The sequence below is a fragment of the Phocaeicola salanitronis DSM 18170 genome, from assembly GCF_000190575.1.
Taxonomy (GTDB): Bacteria; Bacteroidota; Bacteroidia; order Bacteroidales; family Bacteroidaceae; genus Phocaeicola; species Phocaeicola salanitronis.
Window position 1 is genome coordinate 3,858,433 of sequence record NC_015164.1, and the last position, 19,800, is coordinate 3,878,232.

General features: G+C 48.6%; 14 protein-coding genes. 6 read left to right on the top strand and 8 right to left on the bottom strand.

Annotated features, from left to right (window positions below; genetic code table 11):
* The first annotated feature begins 12 nt into the window (after positions 1-12).
* The 3 genes from BACSA_RS16670 (at position 13) to BACSA_RS16680 (ending at position 2,828) form a co-directional block, all read left to right on the top strand.
* The gene (locus tag BACSA_RS16670; protein ID WP_013619190.1) at positions 13-1,194 is read left to right on the top strand and encodes an FprA family A-type flavoprotein; all 1,182 of its coding nucleotides are present in this window, start codon (positions 13-15) and stop codon (positions 1,192-1,194) included.
* Positions 1,195-1,299: 105 nt separating this feature from the next.
* On the top strand, positions 1,300-1,911 hold the full coding sequence (locus BACSA_RS16675) for an L-threonylcarbamoyladenylate synthase (protein ID WP_013619191.1): 612 nt from the start codon (positions 1,300-1,302) through the stop codon (positions 1,909-1,911).
* 44 nt (positions 1,912-1,955) lie between these two features.
* Positions 1,956-2,828 (top strand): mechanosensitive ion channel family protein, encoded by an 873-nt coding sequence (locus tag BACSA_RS16680; RefSeq protein WP_013619192.1) that lies wholly within the window; start codon positions 1,956-1,958, stop codon positions 2,826-2,828.
* Positions 2,829-3,060: 232 nt separating this feature from the next.
* Here BACSA_RS16680 and BACSA_RS16685 read toward each other — a convergent pair whose 3' ends face one another.
* The 5 genes from BACSA_RS16685 to BACSA_RS16705 all read right to left on the bottom strand — a co-directional run bounded on the left by BACSA_RS16685 (position 3,061) and on the right by BACSA_RS16705 (position 14,035).
* Positions 3,061-5,928, bottom strand: a complete 2,868-nt coding sequence (locus BACSA_RS16685; RefSeq protein WP_013619193.1) for an exo-beta-1,4-galactosidase — start codon at positions 5,926-5,928, stop codon at positions 3,061-3,063.
* On the bottom strand, positions 5,925-7,952 hold the full coding sequence (locus BACSA_RS16690; RefSeq protein WP_013619194.1) for a beta-galactosidase: 2,028 nt from the start codon (positions 7,950-7,952) through the stop codon (positions 5,925-5,927). Before BACSA_RS16690 ends, BACSA_RS16685 begins: the two co-directional genes overlap by 4 nt.
* Before the next feature lie 25 nt (positions 7,953-7,977).
* Complete coding sequence (locus BACSA_RS16695) at positions 7,978-11,265, bottom strand: DUF5107 domain-containing protein (RefSeq protein ID WP_013619195.1); 3,288 nt, start codon at positions 11,263-11,265, stop codon at positions 7,978-7,980.
* 49 nt (positions 11,266-11,314) lie between these two features.
* A complete protein-coding gene (locus tag BACSA_RS16700) occupies positions 11,315-12,670 on the bottom strand; it encodes a sugar porter family MFS transporter (protein WP_013619196.1) in 1,356 nt (451 codons plus the stop codon).
* A 207-nt stretch (positions 12,671-12,877) separates the two neighbouring features.
* Positions 12,878-14,035, bottom strand: a complete 1,158-nt coding sequence (locus tag BACSA_RS16705) for an ISAs1 family transposase (protein WP_013616325.1) — start codon at positions 14,033-14,035, stop codon at positions 12,878-12,880.
* An 829-nt stretch (positions 14,036-14,864) separates the two neighbouring features.
* Between BACSA_RS16705 and BACSA_RS16710 the strand changes: the two genes are divergently transcribed.
* From BACSA_RS16710 to BACSA_RS16725, 3 genes are read left to right on the top strand one after another with little or no spacing between them, the layout of a single operon-like run.
* Positions 14,865-15,176: a hypothetical protein gene (locus tag BACSA_RS16710; RefSeq protein WP_225226457.1), complete on the top strand. Its 312-nt coding sequence runs from the start codon at positions 14,865-14,867 to the stop codon at positions 15,174-15,176.
* 7 nt (positions 15,177-15,183) lie between these two features.
* The gene (locus BACSA_RS16720) at positions 15,184-16,320 is read left to right on the top strand and encodes a DUF4377 domain-containing protein (RefSeq protein ID WP_169311466.1); all 1,137 of its coding nucleotides are present in this window, start codon (positions 15,184-15,186) and stop codon (positions 16,318-16,320) included.
* Between the two features lie 13 nt (positions 16,321-16,333).
* The gene (locus BACSA_RS16725; RefSeq protein ID WP_013619199.1) at positions 16,334-17,221 is read left to right on the top strand and encodes an AraC family transcriptional regulator; all 888 of its coding nucleotides are present in this window, start codon (positions 16,334-16,336) and stop codon (positions 17,219-17,221) included.
* 81 nt (positions 17,222-17,302) lie between these two features.
* Here the strand turns inward: BACSA_RS16725 and rfbB are convergent, their stop codons facing one another.
* Genes rfbB through BACSA_RS16740 form a run of 3 tightly spaced genes read right to left on the bottom strand, consistent with a single transcriptional unit; the run spans position 17,303 to position 19,646 of the window.
* Complete coding sequence (gene rfbB, locus BACSA_RS16730) at positions 17,303-18,442, bottom strand: dTDP-glucose 4,6-dehydratase (protein WP_013619200.1); 1,140 nt, start codon at positions 18,440-18,442, stop codon at positions 17,303-17,305.
* A gap of 57 nt (positions 18,443-18,499) precedes the next feature.
* Positions 18,500-18,991: a metallophosphoesterase family protein gene (locus BACSA_RS16735; RefSeq protein WP_013619201.1), complete on the bottom strand. Its 492-nt coding sequence runs from the start codon at positions 18,989-18,991 to the stop codon at positions 18,500-18,502.
* Between the two features lie 22 nt (positions 18,992-19,013).
* Positions 19,014-19,646, bottom strand: coding sequence for a cytidylate kinase-like family protein (locus tag BACSA_RS16740; protein ID WP_013619202.1), 633 nt, complete (start codon positions 19,644-19,646; stop codon positions 19,014-19,016).
* Positions 19,647-19,800 lie beyond the last annotated feature (154 nt).

Sequence of the window (19,800 nt, forward strand, 5' to 3'; positions counted from 1 at the left end):
CTCAAATAAGCAATGGAACTGAAAGGGAAAGTATATTATGTAGGTGTGAACGACCGCTCGAAAGCGTTGTTCGAAAATTTGTGGCCGTTGCCATACGGTGTGTCTTATAACTCTTATTTGATAGCCGATGACGAGATGGTGGCGTTGGTTGATACGGTCGATGTCGCCTTTTTCGAGGTGTATCTGAAGAAAATAAAGGCTGTAATCGGCGAGCGTAAAATCAATTATCTGATTATAAATCACATGGAGCCGGACCATTCGGGCTCTATCGCCCTGATCAAGCAGTATTATCCCGACATTGTATTGGTGGGCAACAAGAAAACCTTTGATATGGTGGAAGGTTTCTACGGAGTAGGAGGCGACCGCTATGTAGTGGGTGACGGTGATTTCCTGAAATTGGGACATCATCAATTGCGTTTCTATCTGATTCCGATGGTGCATTGGCCCGAGACCATGGTTACGTTTGACGAGACGGAAGGCATCCTCTTTTCGGGTGACGCGTTCGGATGCTTCGGCGCATTGAACGGCGGATGCATCGACAAGGACATCAATACCGAAATCTACGAAGGCGAGATGCGCCGGTATTATTCGAATATCGTAGGCAAGTTCGGCAATCCGGTACAGAAAGCGTTGCAGAAATGCAAGGGGCTGGACATCCGGATGATCTGTTCTACTCACGGTCCGGTATGGACGGAGAAGATTCCGCAAGTGGTGGACATGTACGACCGCCTGAGCCGTTACGAAGGCGAGGAAGGCGTGGTCATCGCATACGGAACGATGTATGGCAATACCGAAGAACTGGCGGAAACCATTGCCGAAGAATTGAGCGCACAGGGTATCAAGAACATCGTGATGCACAACGTATCGAAGACGCCGCATTCGTATATCTTGGCAGACATCTTCCGCTACAAAGGGCTGATTGTGGGATGCACTACTTATAACATGCATCTTTATCCCGAAATGGAAGCCCTGCTCAGCAAGGTAGCTGCCCGCGAGATGAAAAACCGTGTGATGGGTTATTTCGGTTCGTACACCTGGGCAAGCGCGGCGGTGAAGAAGCTTGCCGAATATGCCGAGAAGCTGAAGTTCGAACTGGTGGGCAATCCGGTCGAGATGAAGCAGAGCATGGGGCAGGACACCGCCCGTCAGGCGAAAGAGCTGGCAAAGGCGATGGCGGAACGGCTGAAAGCGTAAATAATTAATAATTAATAGTTAATAATTAATAGCGGCGTATGGTGTACCTCCAATTGCCAACTATTAATTATTAACTATTAATTATTAATTATAAAATCAATGCCTATGATACAGAAACTGTACGACAAGCACAATGACCCCGATGTGTTGCAGCATATTGTGGATATCTTGAATGACGGAGGAATTATCATTTATCCTACCGACACGATGTACGCGATGGGATGCCATGCCTTGAAAGAACGCCCCATCGAAAAGATTTGCCGCCTGAAGAACCTGAATCCGAAGAAGAACAACCTTTCTATCATTTGTTACGACTTGAGCAACATCAGCGAATATGCGCAAGTGGGCAATGCCACCTTCAAGCTGATGAAGCGCAACCTGCCCGGTCCGTTTACGTTTATCCTGAAGGCAGACAGCCGTTTGCCTAAAATCTTCCGCAACCGGAAAGAAGTGGGAATCCGTGTGCCCGGCAATCCGATTATCCGCGAGATATGCCGTTTGCTGGATGCGCCGATATTGACCACTACCTTGCCTTTGCATGAGGGGGAAGACATCGAATATGTTACGGATCCGGAGCTGATAGACGAGAAATTCGGCGATGAAGTGGACCTTGTGATAGACGGAGGTATCGGAGGCGTTGAACCTTCTACCGTCATCAATTGTTGTGAAGATATGCCGGAGATTGTCCGGCAAGGAAAAGGAATATTAATTGAATGAAGAATTTCCTCATTCCTCATTCTTCGTTCTTAATTTAAATCTTTATGTTTTTATCATCATTACTTAACGCGCTTTTGGCGGCAGAAGCGGAAACAAAATTAATCAATGTGGAGCAAGTGCTCGACAAGTTGTTAAATTGGAGCATCGAAGCGGGGAAGGATATCTTGGCGGCTTTGATAATTTTTATCGTAGGGCGGTTTGTCATCAAGCAACTGAACCGTTTGTTCCGCAAGATATTGGAACGGCGCAAGCTGGAAGTGAGCGTGCAGACTTTCCTTGAGAGCCTGGTCAGCCTGCTGCTGAACTTGGTGCTTGCTTTTGCGGTTATCAGCAAGTTGGGGGTAGAAACCACCAGCCTTGCGGCTTTGCTGGCTTCGGCAGGCGTGGCTGTCGGTATGGCATTGTCGGGCAATCTTTCGAATTTTGCAGGCGGGCTGATTATCTTGGTGTTCAAGCCCTTCAAGGTAGGCGATTACATCGACGGGCCGGATGACGAGAGCGGTACGGTAAAGGAAATCCAAATCTTTCATACCGTATTGACTACGCTGGATAACCGCTTGATTTATGTTCCCAACGGTTTGTTGAGCAGCAATGCCATCACGAATTACAGCCGTCAGGAGACGCGTCGTGCCGAATGGGTGTTTGGCGTGGAATACGGGGAAGATTTCGATAAGGTGAAAGCCGTGCTCCAGCGTATCCTTGATAACGACCCGCGTATTTTGAAAGACCCTGCCCCGTTGATTGCTTTGGGTGCTTTGTCGGCGAGCAGCGTAGATATAAAGGTACGTGCATGGGCAAAGACTTCCGACTATTGGGATGTTTATTTCGATATGAACAAGACGGTTTACGAAACCTTCAACAAGGAAGGCATCGGCTTCCCGTTCCCGCAACTTACGGTACATCAGGCGAAGGACTAAATGAAGGAATAAATCCCAAGGCCGGAACATGGCTCTTTCATTTAAAACGCAGATTAACGCAGATTTTCGCGGATTATTTTTAGAATATAAACATGCAGACCTTCCATTGTCATCCTGAACGAACGTGAAGGATCTCGTGTACATCCACGTGGGTGCATCCGAGATGTTTCACTTCGTTCAGCATGACAAATGATTTTTCGCAATTTATTTCTGATTGACTATAATTTATGATTTACTTAATGGTCGGTTTTAGTTCATCGGGCGACTGGCGGGTGTACATGTTCACTTCGCCGGCAACCTTTTGGAAGAGGTCGCTGATTTGCTGGGGACTTACTTCATGTTGAGGGCGGAAGCTGTCGGAGTTCATGTAGTCGAGTATGGCTTTGCGCATCTGACGGGCAACGATGCGTTCGTCAAGATCGGTCGACAAGTCCATGCTGGTCATCATCAGTTTTCCATTCAGCACATTTGCTTCGAACAGCATACCGGCTTTCCGGCTTATGAACCATGTGTCGATGCTTTGCACAAGGGGTTGGAAGCCTTTGGGAAAATCGGTGAACTGCATCACCTGTGCCCTATTCAATAATTCCCACCATTGCAGGTCGCTATGATAATCGGTGGGGAATTGCTGGAAGAGCGGGTGGTGCGGATTGACCAAAATGCCCGTGGTATGGGGCGGACGCATCTTGAACCACGATGTATTCCAGAATACAGGGGTAAAGTCTTGCTTGATTTCTTTGCCGTAGCTGATTTTCCCGGCAGCGGTAATCAGTACGTTTCCTCCGGCCTGCAGGATGTCGAGGGCTTTTGTGTCGAGGCTATCGGTTACATAGACCTTACCTTCCGAAACGGTTTCCGGAACAGGATAAACCCAGATATTCCAGTCGTTGACGACATCGGTTCCCTCTATCTTTACTTCCAGATTCAATTTGCGGGGTTTGCCGATAGCCGCAAGGGGACAAGCGACGTGTCCGATGGAGTTCAGCCCCAAGTCAAGGGATTTTACAGGGAATACACCTTTATTATATAGCGTGCCGTATTCGTCGCGGAGCGTGTAGCTCACTTGGGCATTATCGCATGCCGAAGCGCCGAAGTGGGAAATTTCGATATCGGCTTCAAAAGTCTCATCGGTGTTCCATACGAATTTCTGTGTCCGCATCAACGGTACGGTAGGAGCGCAGAAACGGCGCCACTCATCGGCATGAAGATAGCCTTTCTCTTCGAAGAAAGCATCGAGCACACCTACCAAGGCTGTCCCTTGTCCCGAATAGTCGTTGAGCGAAAGCAGCTGGAACCCTGCATAGTCGGGAGTACGCCGCATTTTCTCCAGTTCGTATTTGTAGCACAATGCTTGAAGTTTTCCGCTTGCCATCATAAACCAATAAGCGCGGTCTGCCATGTCGTTTTCAGCCAACAGGTCGCGGAATATCTCGAAGTTGAGTGCTTTATTCACACCGGTGTATTTCCCGATTTCGTTGAAATTAGGGAAGGCGCACCATTGTCCCATTTCGTGAGCTACGTAGGGCTGGCGCACCGTGTCCAGGTGGTTTTGAAAACGGTAATCATCATCGGTAGAGGGACGGCGTTTGTTCCAGGTCAGTCCGCGTGCTCCTGCTTTTACGTGATATTGGTTTCGGGGTTGCCATTGCCAGCCGTTTCCTACTGATGCGCCGGTATATACCCTTCTGGGATCGGTCTGTTTCCAGTAGTCTACAAATTTGCTGACCCATGCCACCCAGTTCCCGTAAGGTTCGTTGCCACATGCCAGCATGCAGAAGGAAGCATAGTTGCCGTAGTGCTTCACGATGGCTTGGGTTTCTTCCATCAGATAGGTATCGATAGGTTCTCCGTTGCCGAGGCTGACTCCATGGTTGGGCCAGCTGGGACCTTCGGGTTGCAAGTAGAAACCTGTACGGTCGGCTGCACGGAAAGCCGCTTCGGGCGGGCAGTATGAATGGAAACGTACATGGTTCAACCCGTATGTTTTGCAGATATTGAAGATTTTCTCCCAGCTTTCCTCATCGGTGGGAGCATAGCCGGTCAGGGGAAATACACAGTTTTCTACCGTGCCTCGCAGCTGGGTCTTTCTTCCGTTGACGTAAAACCATTTCCCTTTGATTTCGAAGCTGCGCATGCCGAACTCCACTTCGCGGACATCGGTGCCTGCCGGTGAAGATAGTTCGGCATGCAAACGATATAAGGCTGGAGAAAACTCGTCCCATAGCAGCATGTCCTCACCCATGGGCAAGGTCATTTCTAATTTGTTCTCTCCTTTCTTCAGCCGGATATCCTGTTGAATGGGTGGAACGTTGTGCGAAACTGTAGTGTTGAAACTTTGGGCGGATAGCTTGACGGATGCCTGCCCGCTTCCCTGAACCGTTATCCGTACGCGTGCTTGCTTGTGTTCGATGTCGGGATATACCTGGATGTCTTCCAAGTAAACGGTGGGGAGGGCTTCCAGATACATGTCTCCTACGATGCCGTTCCAGTTGCCTTGTGTCTGGTCGGTCACGCTATGCGAGTCCATCCCTACATTATAGTCGGCTTTTATCCGGTTGTCCACCTTTACGGCAAGGATGAACTTGCCGGGTTGTACTTTACCGGTAAGGTCGTATTCGTGTGCCACGCTCAGGCTGTTGCAGCTTCCTGCCTTTTTCCCGTTTACCCATACGGTGGTTTCGATGTGCGGACGTTCCAAGTGCAGGATAATCCGCTTCCCTTTCCATCCGGCAGGAATTTTTACTTCTTTCTTATACCATGCCGCACCTACATAGTGTCTTGCGGGTGTAAGGAAGAAAGGATATTTCACGTTGCCCTCTTTCCGGTATTTTTCCATATAAGGGCTGTAATAATAAGAGCTGTCGTAGATGCTTCCAGTCCATTGGGTAGAAGCAGTGACAATATCGCCTTTCAGTTTTTCGGGCATGGAGCCTGGCAGGTTGATGCGGTCGTCCAGTGTTGAGGCAAACCATTTCTCTTTTTCTCCTACATCGTTCCGGTCCATGGAAAATTCCCATTCGCCGGACAGGTCAATCGTGTTTTGTGCTTGGCTTGTTACGCCGAGAAGTATGCATAATCCTATTAAAAAAATCTTTTTCATAATGGTATAATTGAAAGGTGGGTTACTTCTTCGCCCGGTTTATCGGCATTTGCTTCGCGAGGGAAATAAACCGGCATATTTTCTTGCAGGGGCAGGATGCGCAGTTCCAGTCGGTTGCAGTCTGCGGGTAGCCTCCATAGTCCGTACAGGAAGGGACGGCCGTTGTAGAAATTGTCGGCAATCAGCTTCCCGTCGGCATACAGCCGTGCCACGTCACCCCGGTAATTTATCTGGAGCAATCTGTTTTCCCGTGACAGTCCGGACAAGTCGATGGTATAGACGGCGGCATCTTCGAAGTCGGCATCGGTGGGTGCTTCTGCTACCCGTTGCACACCGATGGTGATGTTGCGGTCCGGTCCGGCTTCTTTTATCTTGGAGAACCCGACATTTACGGCAGGGCTTTCTTCAGTCGCATCGGTAAGGAATAGCTTTTCGGCACTTTCCGAATCAAGCAGGTATATATTACGGTATACGGGACGTTCTGTTCCTTGCGGCTTGACATTGCGCAAGGTCTTGCCGTCTACGCATATTTCTGTAGGAATGCCTTTGATTTGTTCCATGTAGATTTTCCCGTTCCTCTTGGCTATGATTTGTGCCGTGGCATACGCGATGCCGTCTATGTTTACCGGGAAGATGCATGACGTTCCGGCAGGAATCGTCATCGGCTTGCGTGGAAACTGTGTGCCGCATACGTCGAATTGAATCCCTTTCTTGTCGCTTAAATCCTGCAGGCGCTCGTAGTTATTGACAAAGACAAAACCGCTTTGCCCGTTCGAGCGGTATGCCCAGCGCAGGTGACTGTCGTCTCCTTTCCGGATGTCTTGCGGGCAAGGGAACGAGGCTTCCATGGGTGCCAGCACTTCGGCATAGTCGTGCATGAACAGGTGCAGTTTCCGGAGCGAGTAGTAATGCGGGTTCTTCTGCCCGAACTCACCCAGCGGAGCTTGGAAATCGTACGTCTTTACCGGAAGGTCGTTGTAGTTGGTGCCGGGCGTACGCTGGTTCTCGTTCAGGTAAGTCAGCTTGCCGTCGGGATTGGTCCCTCCGTGATACATGTAATATCCCAGCAGGTTGCTTCCGCTTCCCAGTTTGACGATAGCCAGTGCGTAGGCATCTTCGGGGTAGGTATAGATGCGGCGGTGATACGAAGTCATCATGCCGCCTCCCAGCTCGCAGGTGAAATAAGGGTATTCCTGATTCGCCTTGTCGGTGGTCTCTTTCTGTTCGCCCAATTGCTCGGTGGCTATGGCGGTAGAACTGCGGAACGATTTAAAGTTGAATGCCTTGTAATAATTCCCGGCGGTCTCTTCGGTAGAACGGTCCCAAAATCCGTCAGCATAGTCGCCGTAAAGCGGAATCATTTCGCCGAAAGGTACGGGGCGGGTCAGTTCGGGCCATCCGGTGCGGGTGTAGAAAGGCAGGTCGAAGCCAATGGAAAGCGCCAGTTTTTTGAGCGCCATCAGGTAATCGCCGTTGCGTTGTTCGTTGTCGAATTGCAGGGCGATAACCGGTCCGCCGTCTTTCCATTGCAGACCGATGACTTGCGAATAGATTTGCCGGTAAAGTGCGTCGGCATATCCCATGAAGGTTTCGTTGGTGTCGCGTGTCTTGCAACCTTTGGCAAATACCCAGTCGGGGATGCCTCCGCAACGCACTTCGCCGTGGCAAAACGGACCGATGCGCAATACCACGGGCATTTGTTCTTCCTTGCAGATGTTCAGGAAGCGGCGCAAGTCTCGTTGTCCGCTCCAGTCGAAGATGCCTTCCTGCTCTTCTGTGTGGTTCCAGAATACATAATTGGCGATGAGGGTTACGCCGCCTTCTTTCATTTTCCGTATTTCGTTCCGCCATTCATCGGCAGGGATGCGTGAATAATGTATTTCTCCCATGACGGGGCACACACGTTTCCCGTTGACAATCAGGCTGTGTTTGTCCCATTGGATGTCATCGTTTTCTCTTGCGCTGCCGGTCAGCGGCGTTAAAAGCGCAAAGCAGGCTATGGCTGCCAGTTGAGTGATTTTCATACGTCGGATGCTTTTTAGTGTTCGTTTAAACTTGGGCGCATAGGCTTTCGAAAGCCTGTATGCCTTGGTGATTGATATCCAGGTTTTTCACCTCCTGCAGGTAGCGTTGTGACTTGGCTTTGTTACCCAGCCCGTAATAGCCTAAGGCAAGCATGTACTTGCAATGGATTTCGTTGCGTAAGTCCAGACTGTCTTCCCATATCAGCAGGTCGGGTAAAGATACGGCGAAATAATCCATTTTTACCTTGTCGAACAGATGTTTTTCGCCATAGTTGGTCAGTTTGTAGAAGCGTCCGTTTGCCTCGTCTTTCCTGCCCAGCTTCAGGAGTGCCAGTCCTTGGTAGAAAATCTTGTCGGGTTTGGCATCGTTGTAGTAGAGTGCGGCGGCGGGTTCGGTCGGTCCTATGGTGGCTTGTTCCCAGCAGGCTTTTGCCTTTTCTGTATTTCCCAATCCTTCGTAAGCGCATCCCAGGAAGTAATAGAAATCGTTTTCTTGTGCGCCGTACAGTTTTCCTTCGCCTAAGTGATGCGGATAGACCAGGCATTCTTCCAGCAGGCGGATGGCTTCTTCGTATTGCTTCGACGCCAAGGCTTGTTTTGCCAGTTCCACACGGGCGGTCTGGTATTGTGCCGGCACTTTGCCTTCGCCTCCTTCCCATGGGTGGAAAATGTGCCCGTCGAGCAAGGTCTTGGCTTCTTGGTATTGTCCGGTTTGATTCAATAATGTGATTTCCTCCAGCAACAGGTCATCTCGGCTATTTACCAATTCTGGGTATTGTTGCAGGAATGCCAGCCGTTCGGCGTGCGGGCGTTGCATCCGTTTGTAGAGCTGGTCGAGTTCCATCAGAATGCGTGCATCGGTCGTATCAAGCTGGAAGGCACGTTCCATGCATTCCACGGCAAGCGTTTCATCGTTCCGCTTGTTGAAGTAAGCCAAGGCGAGGTTACGCCATACCGTAGGGAAGGTGCCGTCTAATTTAGCGGATGCTTCCCAGTAGTTCAATGCCAAATCGTACTGACGCTTGTCGTAATACAGGTTGCCCAGATAGTAGGGGGCTTTCGCATCGTTCGGGTTCTGGCTGATAGCGCATTGCAAGGCAAGGATGGCTTCCAGACGGTTGGGGAAACAATAGTCCGGACAATAGGCGGCAGCATCGGCAAAAGCCTTTTCGGCTCCGTCCAGCCCGCCTTGCTTCAGGCACCAGCCCAAGTAATAATAGGTCATCGGGGTTACGGCTTGTTCGCCGATAGCTGTCTGCCATACCGATGCGGCTTCTTCCCAACATCCGGCGGAGCAATAGTCAAGTGCGATTTCATCGTAGTTGTTGGCATCTCGGCGCATCAGGCTCTTGAAGGTATTCAAGTCTTCTTCCGCTCCAGTCAGCAAGTATTTCTCAAAACGGCACCCGAAGTTGAACTTGTCGATGTCAAGCGATTCGCTGATAAGGCGCAGTGCTTCATCCTTGTGTCCCATGTGGCGCAGGATTGCGGCTTTCAGTGCACGTGCCTTGTGGTTGTGCCAGTTACGTATCAGTGAGCGGTCTGTTTCGTATAGCGCGTCTTCCCATCGTCCTTGCATGACCGAAATTTGTGCGCAGGCAAAGTAGCCCGCATCCTGCCAGGCACTGTTCCATGTGGCTTTGTAGAAACGGTCGTAGGCTTCACCGATGCGTCCCTGATACTTCAGTGCCAATCCCAGGTTGTAGATAGGCTCTCCGTCGTACGGGTTGGGGTTGCGCTTCTGCCATACTTTCACGGCGGTGCGGAGGTATTGTTCCGCTTTGGCGAAGCGTCCTTTGCGGATGTACCACAAGCCCAGGGCATTGTTGTTGCGTATGTCCAGCGGGTCGCGACGCAAGGCTTCCTCGTAATAGTCCACCGGATTGTAGGTGGCGTGGCGGTATTGTTCCAGGTGCAGCCCGGTCAGGTAGAGCTGTTCGGTAGTCTTGATTTCTTCGGGGAGCAAAGCGGCTTCGGCTGCATCGGGGATGGGTTTCACTTCATCCGGTTCGGTGTGCCAGTACAACACTTCACGTCCTTTGGTGGTAATGCTCAGGCACAGGCGGTCGAAGCGTTCGCCTTCCGTGTTTACCGTTTCATCCAAGAGCTGTTCGGGAGTGAGGGTCACCTCTTGGTCGTAATAGACTTTCCCGTCTTCCCCTTTCAAGGTCACGCGCACTTCCTGACGCGAAGTGGCGAATACCTTGAAGCGCACCTTGCCTTCGCCTTCTGGGTCGATGTTCATCAGCAAGTCTTTGGTGGCGTTTTTCACGATGCCCAGTTCGCGGTAGGGGAGGAAGTATTGGGTGAAGCTTTTCTCTTCATACGGCTGGAGCCACGTAAAGTCGGGCTGGTTTTCGGTGTAGACTCCTGCCATCAGTTCGATGTAAGGTCCGTCCTCATCGGTCAGGTTGCGGTCCCAGGCACGTCCGAAGTCTCCGTTACCCCACGTCCATTGCTTCTTGCCCGGAGATACATGGTGGCTTGCCACGTGAAGCATGCCGGCGCGGGTATCGTTCTCATAACCGCCTTCGAAGTCGAAGCGCGAGTTGACTCCCATGTACGAGGTAGGCACCTTGATGTTCTTGTAGTTCGAGATGTCAACTCCTGCCGAATAGTCCATCTTGTAATATGTGCCCGTGGCGATAGGGAAACTCGATACGGCACGTTTCCCGTGGTCGAACACCGCATTAATGTCGGGCGGGAACACGCTTTGGTAATGGTCGTTCACCGCTACGGCAGGGTTTGCCCACCACAGGAAGGTCTGGGGCACATCGGTGCGGTTATAAAGCACGCCTTTGATTTCGAGGTAAGCGCATCCCGGGCGCAAGGTGAAGCCTGCCATGCCTTTTTGGTGGAACATCCGTTCCATTTCGCTTACCCATACCGTTACGCTTCCGTCGGCATTCTCTTCGATGGTGCAATCTACCGGCATATACGTGCTGGGGCGGTGGTGTTGCGGCCAGTTGAATTCGATGCCGCCCGAAATCCACGGTCCGGCAAGCCCTACCAGAGCGGGCTTGATGACATGGTTGTAATAGATAAAGTGTCGTTTCTTGATTTTATCGTATGCCATCTGTATGCGTCCGCCCAGTTCGGGGAGCACCATGACCTTGATGTACTCGTTCTCCAGATAAACCGCATGATAGGTCTTGTCGGTCTTCTCGTCGGCGATGGATTCGATGACAGGGTAGGGATAAACCACGCCGCTGCTTCCCTGATAGACACGTTTCTCCAAAAATATCGGGTTCTTTTCGGGTTTCCCCACTTCGTAGGTAGGGATAACCACATCTTCTTTCCAAGCTTTTACCATAATCGTATGTAGAGTTAATAATGAATAGTTGATAATTAATAGTGAATAATCATTTCAGCAACTCCCGTTCCAGTTCTTCCAGCGACTTGCCTTTCGTTTCGGGCAATTTCTTCAGGAAGAAGAGGAAACCTGCCAGACAGATGCAGGCATAAATCCAAAAGGTGCCGCTCGTGCCGAGGCCGGCATTGAGGAAGGGGAAGGTATAGGTCAGCGTACAGCTTGCCACCCACAGGGCAAACGTTCCTGTTGCTACCGCTACGGCACGTACCCGGTTGGGGAATATCTCGGAGAGCAATACCCACGTGACGGGTCCCAGCGACATGGCATAGCAGGCTATGGCAAACACCACAAGGGCAACCATCAGCACGCCGCTCATTTCCATGTAGTAGCAGAGACCGAGAATGGCATAGATGCCCGCCAAGCCTCCTGCACCTATCAGCATCAGGGCGCGGCGTCCCAGACGGTCGACGGTATAGATAGCCACGAAAGTGAATATCAGGTTGGCGATGCCCGTCACTACGATGTTGATGAATGTATTGTCTACATCGTAGCCTGCCGATTGGAATATCTCTTGCGCATAGTTGAATATCACGTTCGTTCCGCACCATTGCTGGAACACGGCTATGATGATGCCTATGGTCAGGACCAAGCGGTAGGGCTTGCTGAAGAGCAGCTTCAGCCCCCCTTGGCTTTGCTTTTCGGCTTCCGCCTGCTCGAAGGCACGCATCTCGCCTGCCGCATATTCTTTTCCGCCTATTTGAGTCAGGGTGGCGAATGCTTTTTCAGTTCGTCCCTTCATGGCAAGCCAGCGTGGACTTTCGGGGATAAACAATGCCAATAACAGGAAGGCGCAAGCCGGGAATGCCGCCGCCCAGAACATCCAGCGCCAAGCCCGTTCGATGTTCCAAACCGTATCGTCGCTCACCAACAGCCAGTTGACTATCTGTGCGCCAAGGATGCCGACCACGATGGTAAGCTGGTTGAGCGACACCAGTTTGCCTCTGACCGAAGCGGGCGCCACCTCGGCGATATACATCGGAGACAGTCCCGAAGCGATGCCGATAGCGATGCCTCCCAAGAAGCGGATAACCAGAAACGGGGTGAACGTATCGAATGCTCCTGTGCCGTAAGCCGTAGTGGCGAAGATAAAAGCCGATACCAGCAAGAGTGATTTGCGTCCCAATCGGTCTGCCAGCATGCCTGCGGTCAATGCTCCGATGAGGCATCCTGCCAATGCGATGCTCATGGCAAGTCCCTGCATGGCCGGATTGCCCACGATTCCGAAGTATTGTTCGTAAAAGATTTTCGCTCCGCCGATGACCACCCAGTCGTATCCGAAGAGCAGTCCGCCCATAGCCGAGACGAAACAGATGAAATAGGTAAAACGTTTGTTATAGCTTTCCATGTTGCGATATAGATTAAAGAGTTAATGTTTCTTGTTACGTTGCAAAGGTAAGCAGGATGTATAAAACAGGAAATGGAATATTAGCCAAAAGGAATGGACAATCTTACGATAAAGCGAATTTATATGGCTCCGTTTGTTCCGGCAGCCGGTTGCGTAAGCCCGCGGATATAGGTGCGTCGGCAAACGCATATAGGCAGGGCTGACGCATTACTTGATTTCATCATTTTGCCATGGTGCATCTAAAAGTTCTGCAAGAAACTCATCACTCCATCCCGCCATTTTTCTTTTACCCTTAAGGCTTGCTTTTCTCTTGTTGTTTTTTAGTTGTGTCATGGCAATCTTGTTGAGTAGTGAAAAATTCTGTGCCGCATTTTTCTTTTTTTTCTGACTGTCCTCATTGAATGAGACATCAAGCTGCCAGTGAAGATTGTTCTCAATACTCCAATGGCTTCTGATAGTTTCAGTTATACGTTCAGAATCCAATGGCAGGGATGTTATGTAGTAGTGTCTCTCCACTGTGGTCTTTCCTGACTTTATGTATTTTTTCGTATTAGTCAAACATACCACTGAGTTTACACCTTTCCATTTCAAGACTTTAGACAGGACTCCATTGTTATATACCTGACATACACGTCTCTCGAAGCGCCCATGTGAACTCTCTTCCGTTATGCTGTACCTGTATCTTGTCTGAGGTATATGACCTATTCCGTCAATATTGTTTCCATATATGTCAATATCAGAGAACCAACCTTCTATCGTTTCATAAAGTTTCTTCTGGTTCTTCTTTACACTTATAAGATAGTCAGCTTTTGCATCGATGATTGTACTTACTATTTCATGCTGGCAGGCAATGGCATCAATGGTAATTATACAGCCTTCAAGGTCAAGAGCCTTTATCAATAAAGGGATTGCCTTTATTTCGTTGCTCTTGTCACTTACCTTTTCCTGGCCTAGAGAGACACCGTTGGCTGACGCCCAAGCACTTACTATACGCAGAGATTCAAAACTGCCGCCACTCTTCTCTTCACGTGCACCGCGTATCTCTTTACCGTCTATGGATACAAGACCACGGTATTTGCCGCAAATCTCACGTATCCAGGTACGAAAGCCATTTTCGAGTTCACTGGGAGAAAGAAGGGAAAATACACGATTGAAAGTGTCATGAGAAGGGACACATTTAAAGTCCTTTATACGTGAGCGGAAGAAAGACTCGTGCATCTTACCAAAATCGGCAACCTCATACCAGCTTTCCGCACCGCCGATGACTGCTGCCATTGCGATATAAAATATACACTCGAAACTGTGTGCCCTTAAATGATCACGACGGGGATCCTTTATTGTACGGAGTATTGAGATGATTTCCATTGGATGTTTTTTAACTTGAATATATAGGACAAAAGTAAAGAAAAAAGCTATTGTAAACAGGATGTATCACTGAGATTCTTCAAACTTAGTTTGATTTTCAGTCTATTAAGTAATGCGTCAGCCCTGCGCATATAGGTGCATCCGCTGTAAGATTATTAATCTTCAGGCTGCAAGATTATTAATCTTACAAGCGCAAGATTATTAATCTTACAGCAGATGAAGCTATCTGTGTTGAAGCAAGAAGATAATAGCAGCAACCTTTTATTAAAAGATATGCACTGATAAAACCAATGCGCCTTGCTCATCGTATATTCTTGACTATTGGCTCGCATAAAGCAGGAACTAATTTCGTGTTTCAGGGAAAAAACTTTTGAAAATAGGAGATTATCGTAAAAATCTTCTATCTTTGTATTCGGGTAGAACCAACTCTTTCCCAAAACATGCGAGAAAAAGAAGAAACGTTATGCGCATCAAGTATTTGGAAACATAGGAAATTTTCAAATTGCATATTCAGATGGCATGGTGGTTCTGACGCTATAGCGTGGGCTGCTATAACTACATCTGTATACAAGGTTTCCTACGACCTCCAAGTAAAGACGTGGCATAGTTGGCTCACGTTTCCTGTAATACAAATGAAAATTCTTAGGAAGTCAACAAGAATTTTATAACGATGAAGATGAAAAACATTTTAAGAAAACTCCCGACATTCATCGGTGTCTGTATACTGATGATTCTGACAAGCTGTACTACATCTAAATCCGTCGTCTCACAAGGTGTCAATTTATCTAAGTATAAATACGTAGCGGTTATAGACGATGATACGTACAGAATGCCCCCCGAACTTGTACAATATCAGATACAATTATACGATGCTGTCGAACAGTCGGGGTTAACATTGATAAACCAATATCGCATTAACGAACTGACACAGAGTGAGCAGTCGGCGTTATTGCTGGCGACATTCGGTGTCGCTGTAAGCCAAGAAGAAACCGTAATCACGGTCAACTTCATCGACTTCAACACCGACCGCCCTTTAGTTTCCTGCCGAGGTGCTTATACCACGTTAGGAATAAGTCACGATGCCGACATCAAAGGTGCTCTTAAACGTGTGGGTGAACAGATTTCAAAAACCTTTAAATAAACAAGTCGTGACAATCAAGAATCTTTCTTTCGTTTTATTGATGGTCCTAAGTTTTATATGGGGCGGTTGTGACAATGAAGATACTTCAGGAGACAGTTATGCGGATATCATCATGCAGGTATCCGAAACAACGGTTTGGGAGTCCGTATGGGGAAGTAATGTTCCAATGGAATACATGCTTGTAAAGGAGCCGTCTGATACGGAATGGCAGCGTCTTGTCATGGGCAGCATCGAAGGCTTTGAATACGTGCAAGGACATGCCTACGAATTGAAAGTGCGCAAAACCACTCTCGCCAATCCACCGCAGGACGGGATGAATTGCACTTATCGGCTGATTGAAATACTAAGCGATACACAACCGGACACACCTGTCACGCCCGAAGAATGGCCCGAAGAAGCAAAGTTCAAGCTTAAAATGGTGCAACTGACTCCGTTTATGTATTTAGATACACCGCTGGCGGCACCCTTCGACTTGTTGACATTCAGAATACTCGACCATCGGGATGAATACACTCCCTTTGGCAATCCGGAGTTCCTGCAATACTATGATTCGATTGTGATGTCGTCTCCGGTCATGCCTGACACCTATCCTATTCTTCAACGGAAAAAAGGTGATAGTGGAACGTCTGAAAGCTACACATCGCAATGGAATTCGTATTTTTTCGAGAAAAGCGATTTCCTGATATCGCTTAAAGGATACAAGGACGGCGAGGTGAAGTATGAGTATACAATTGAACAGATTATGCGTGAAAGGGATTTTCTCGGTATAGATTGGGAAAGAGGAAGTATTGCGGTTGCCAACCCACAGACTCACACCATTTATTGTGTACTTGATACCCGTTATGAGTTTCTGTTGACCAACACCCAACAGCGCAACAATACGCCTTTCGTGGAAATCAGGGTAGCGGCCGCATCCCATCTTATTGATGCCGAAAAGCTTCAAAGGCAAGGAGCCGGCCTGCGCTGGCTGCTGACAAAATATTTGGAAAAAACAGCCGAGACAGCCGCCAGTTTCAAGACATTGCCCGAAGATGCCAGCATCGTGGAAACTTACGGCAATGATACTACACGTGTAGCGCTTCTTCATATCGAGGGTGATGACTTTCATGAAGAATGTTATTACTTAATCGCCGAACCGAAATAACATCTTAACTTCTATGATACGGTTAAAAGACGGATTCAGTGGCGAACGGGCGTTGGTGCTTCCGCAGATGACGGTAAAGATGATGGAAGAAGACCCGCTCCTTTCCATGCTGCACATTACAGATATAGGCTATTATCCGAAAGCGCATTATCATTTCCGCGAGCGGAAAGAGCCTATTAACCAGTATGTGTTTATTTATTGTGTGAGCGGAAAAGGATGGTATCGGGCAGGCGGGCAAGAGTATGCTGTAGCGGAAAACCAGTATTTCATCCTCCCTGCAGGCATTCCGCACGCATACGCTTCTGATGAAGCGAATCCTTGGACAATTTACTGGATTCATTTCAAAGGCGCATTGGCTTCTTGTTATGCAGAAGGCGTTTTGCATCCGATGGATGTGCTTCCGGAAAAACAATCGCGCATCAGCGACCGTATCCGTTTGTTTGAGGAAATGTTCAATACGTTGCAGTCGGGGTTCAGCATGGAAAACCTTCGTTATGTGTCTTCGCTTTTCCATTATTATTTGGGGTCGTTGCGCTATATCCACTCGTATCGGAATGCGAATACGGATAAGGTGGCAGAGGGAGACGCGGTGAACGAATCCATCCATTTTATGAAAGAGAACCTGGAGAAGCATCTTGCCTTGAATGACCTGGCGGAGAAGGCGGGCTATTCGTCTTCGCATTTCTCCATGCTTTTCAAGAAACAGACGGGATATGCGCCCTTGGCTTATTTCAACTTGTTGAAGATACAAGAGGCATGCCTTATGCTGGACACTACGGATATGAAAATCAATCAGATTTGCTATAAGGTAGGCATGGAGGACGCTTATTATTTTTCGCGCCTGTTTACGAAACTGATGGGAATGTCGCCCAGTGAGTATCGGGAGATGAAGAAAGGATGAAATTATTTACGATTTGGCGATTTACTATTTACGTATCTTTCTTCAAATCGTAAATGGTAAATCGCCAAATTGTAAATATCTTTATCGGTTTTTGTACATGTTCTCGTAATAGCTTTGGTATTCTCCGCTTGTGACGTTTTTAACCCATTCCTGATTATCGAGATACCAGTGTACGGTTTTTACTATGCCGTCTTCGAATTTTGTTTCAGGAAGCCAGCCCAAGTCATGAGATATCTTGGACGGGTCGATGGCGTAACGCTGGTCGTGTCCGAGACGGTCTTTGACGAAAGTTATCAGAGATTCGTTTATCCAGTCGATGCGTATTTGCCCGTTTTCGTCCAGTTCTTTCTTTTTCAGCATCTTCCGGTATTCGGGCTTGGTTTCCATTATCTGACGTATCGTGCTGATAATCAACCGTACTATTTCTATGTTCTGCTTTTCGTTGTGTCCGCCTACGTTATACACTTCTCCGTTTTGTCCGTTGCGTACCACCAGGTCGATAGCCTTGCAATGGTCTTCTACGTAGAGCCAGTCGCGCACGTTCGTTCCCTTTCCATACACGGGGAGACGTTTGCCTTCGAGGATATTCTTGATGACTAACGGAATCAGTTTTTCCGGGAACTGGTACGGACCGTAGTTGTTAGAGCACCGGGTGATGGTCACCGGCATTTTGTACGTATCGCGGTAAGCAAGCACGATGAAGTCGGCGCTGGCTTTAGATGAACTGTACGGGCTGTGCGGGCAGAGCGGAGTTTCTTCGGTAAAATATCCTTCTTCACCCAACGAACCGTATACTTCATCGGTCGATACCTGATGGAAGCGCACATCGCGTCTCCATGTCGGATAGCCTTGCTCGTCTTTGCCCGTGACCCATGCACGGCGGGCAGCGTCCAGCAGGTTCTGTGTTCCCAGGATATTGGTTTGTAGGAACAGTTGCGGATCTTCGATGCTCCGGTCTACATGGCTTTCGGCGGCAAAATTGATGATGCAGTCGAATTTGTATTCGGAAAACAGCTGGTCGGCAAGATTGCGGTCGCATATATTCCCTTTGATGAAGAAACAACGCTCGTCATCAATGTCTTTGGCGATAGTGGCAAGATTGCCTGCGTATGTCAATGCATCCAATACGACAATCCGTATATCTTCGTGTTTAGCAAGTATGTATTTGATATAATTGGCACCGATAAATCCGGCAGCTCCTGTAACTAAATAAGTTTTCATAATGTCACTTTATTTTCGCGGTGCAAATTTCGCAAAGTTTTTTTAATCAAACAAGCATTATCCGTTTAATTCTATAACTTCCAAGTCAGAAAAATTACCTTCATGGATGGAAAACCGTATCAATGTCCGTACTTTGTGGAAGCCGTATTTCCCCGCCGCTCCCGGATTGATGTGGAGCAGGTTCAGCTTCGGGTCGAACTTAACTTTCAGAATATGAGAATGTCCGCTGATGAAGAGCTTGGGAGGGTTGGCGTATAGAATCTTCTGTACAGAAGTGTCGTATCTGCCCGGATAGCCTCCGATGTGTTTCATCAGGACATCGGCTCCGTCTACCGTGAAACGGTTGGTTTCGGGGTATATCAGGCGGATGTCGTGCCCGTCGATGTTCCCGTATACGGCGCGCAAAGGGCGGAACGCTTCCAGGCGCTCGATGATTTCCATCGAGCCGATGTCTCCTGCATGCCATATTTCATCGCACGGCTCGAAGTATTTCAGGTAGCGTTCGTCCCAATAGCCATGTGTGTCCGATAGAAGTCCTATTCTGGTCATGGTTGTGTTCCGGTGTATCCGGTTAAGGAAGTTGCAGTTTTTGTTTCACGAATGATTTGATGAATTCCACCGTTCGGTCAATGCCCAATACGGACGAGTCGATGCATAAGTGATAGGTTGCGGCGGCTCCCCACGTGTTGTAGCTGTAATAATTATAATAGGAGGAACGTTTCTTGTCGGCTTTTTCCATAATCTCTTCGGCTTTCTCCTCGCTGATGTTCAGCCGTTTGGTCAGGCGTTCGATGCGTGCCTGGGGCGAAGCCGATACGAAGACGTTGGCGCATCGCGGGTGGTCTCGCAAAACATAGTCGGCGCACCTTCCTACGAAGAGGCACGATTGCTTCTCGGCAAGATGCCGGATGACATCGCTCTGTATCTTGAACAGGGAATCGTTGCTCAAATAGGAGTTATACGGATAGGCTCCTTCGGTTATGAAGGGGAACCGTGTCCCGAACAAGCCTCCTAAGAGTCCTTGGGATGCCTTTTCATCGGCTTTTTCGAAGAATTCCTTGCAAAGCCCGCTTTCTTTCGAAGCGAGGTTGATTAATTCTTTATCATAAAAGGCGATGCCGAGGTCTTTCGCCAGCTTTTCGCCGATTTCCTTTCCGCCGCTTCCTAATTGCCTGCCTAAGTTAATTACATAATAATCGTTCATAGCACTTGTTTTTTGGTTATTTTTCTATGATAGAGCAAATGTAAATAAAAAAATGGAAAGTCGGAAAGGTTTGGAAGTGATTTTATTTCCGTCGGGGGATGAAGGTATATGCGCCGCTCCGTGCACCTGCATGCATAGGGCTTCGCATATAGGT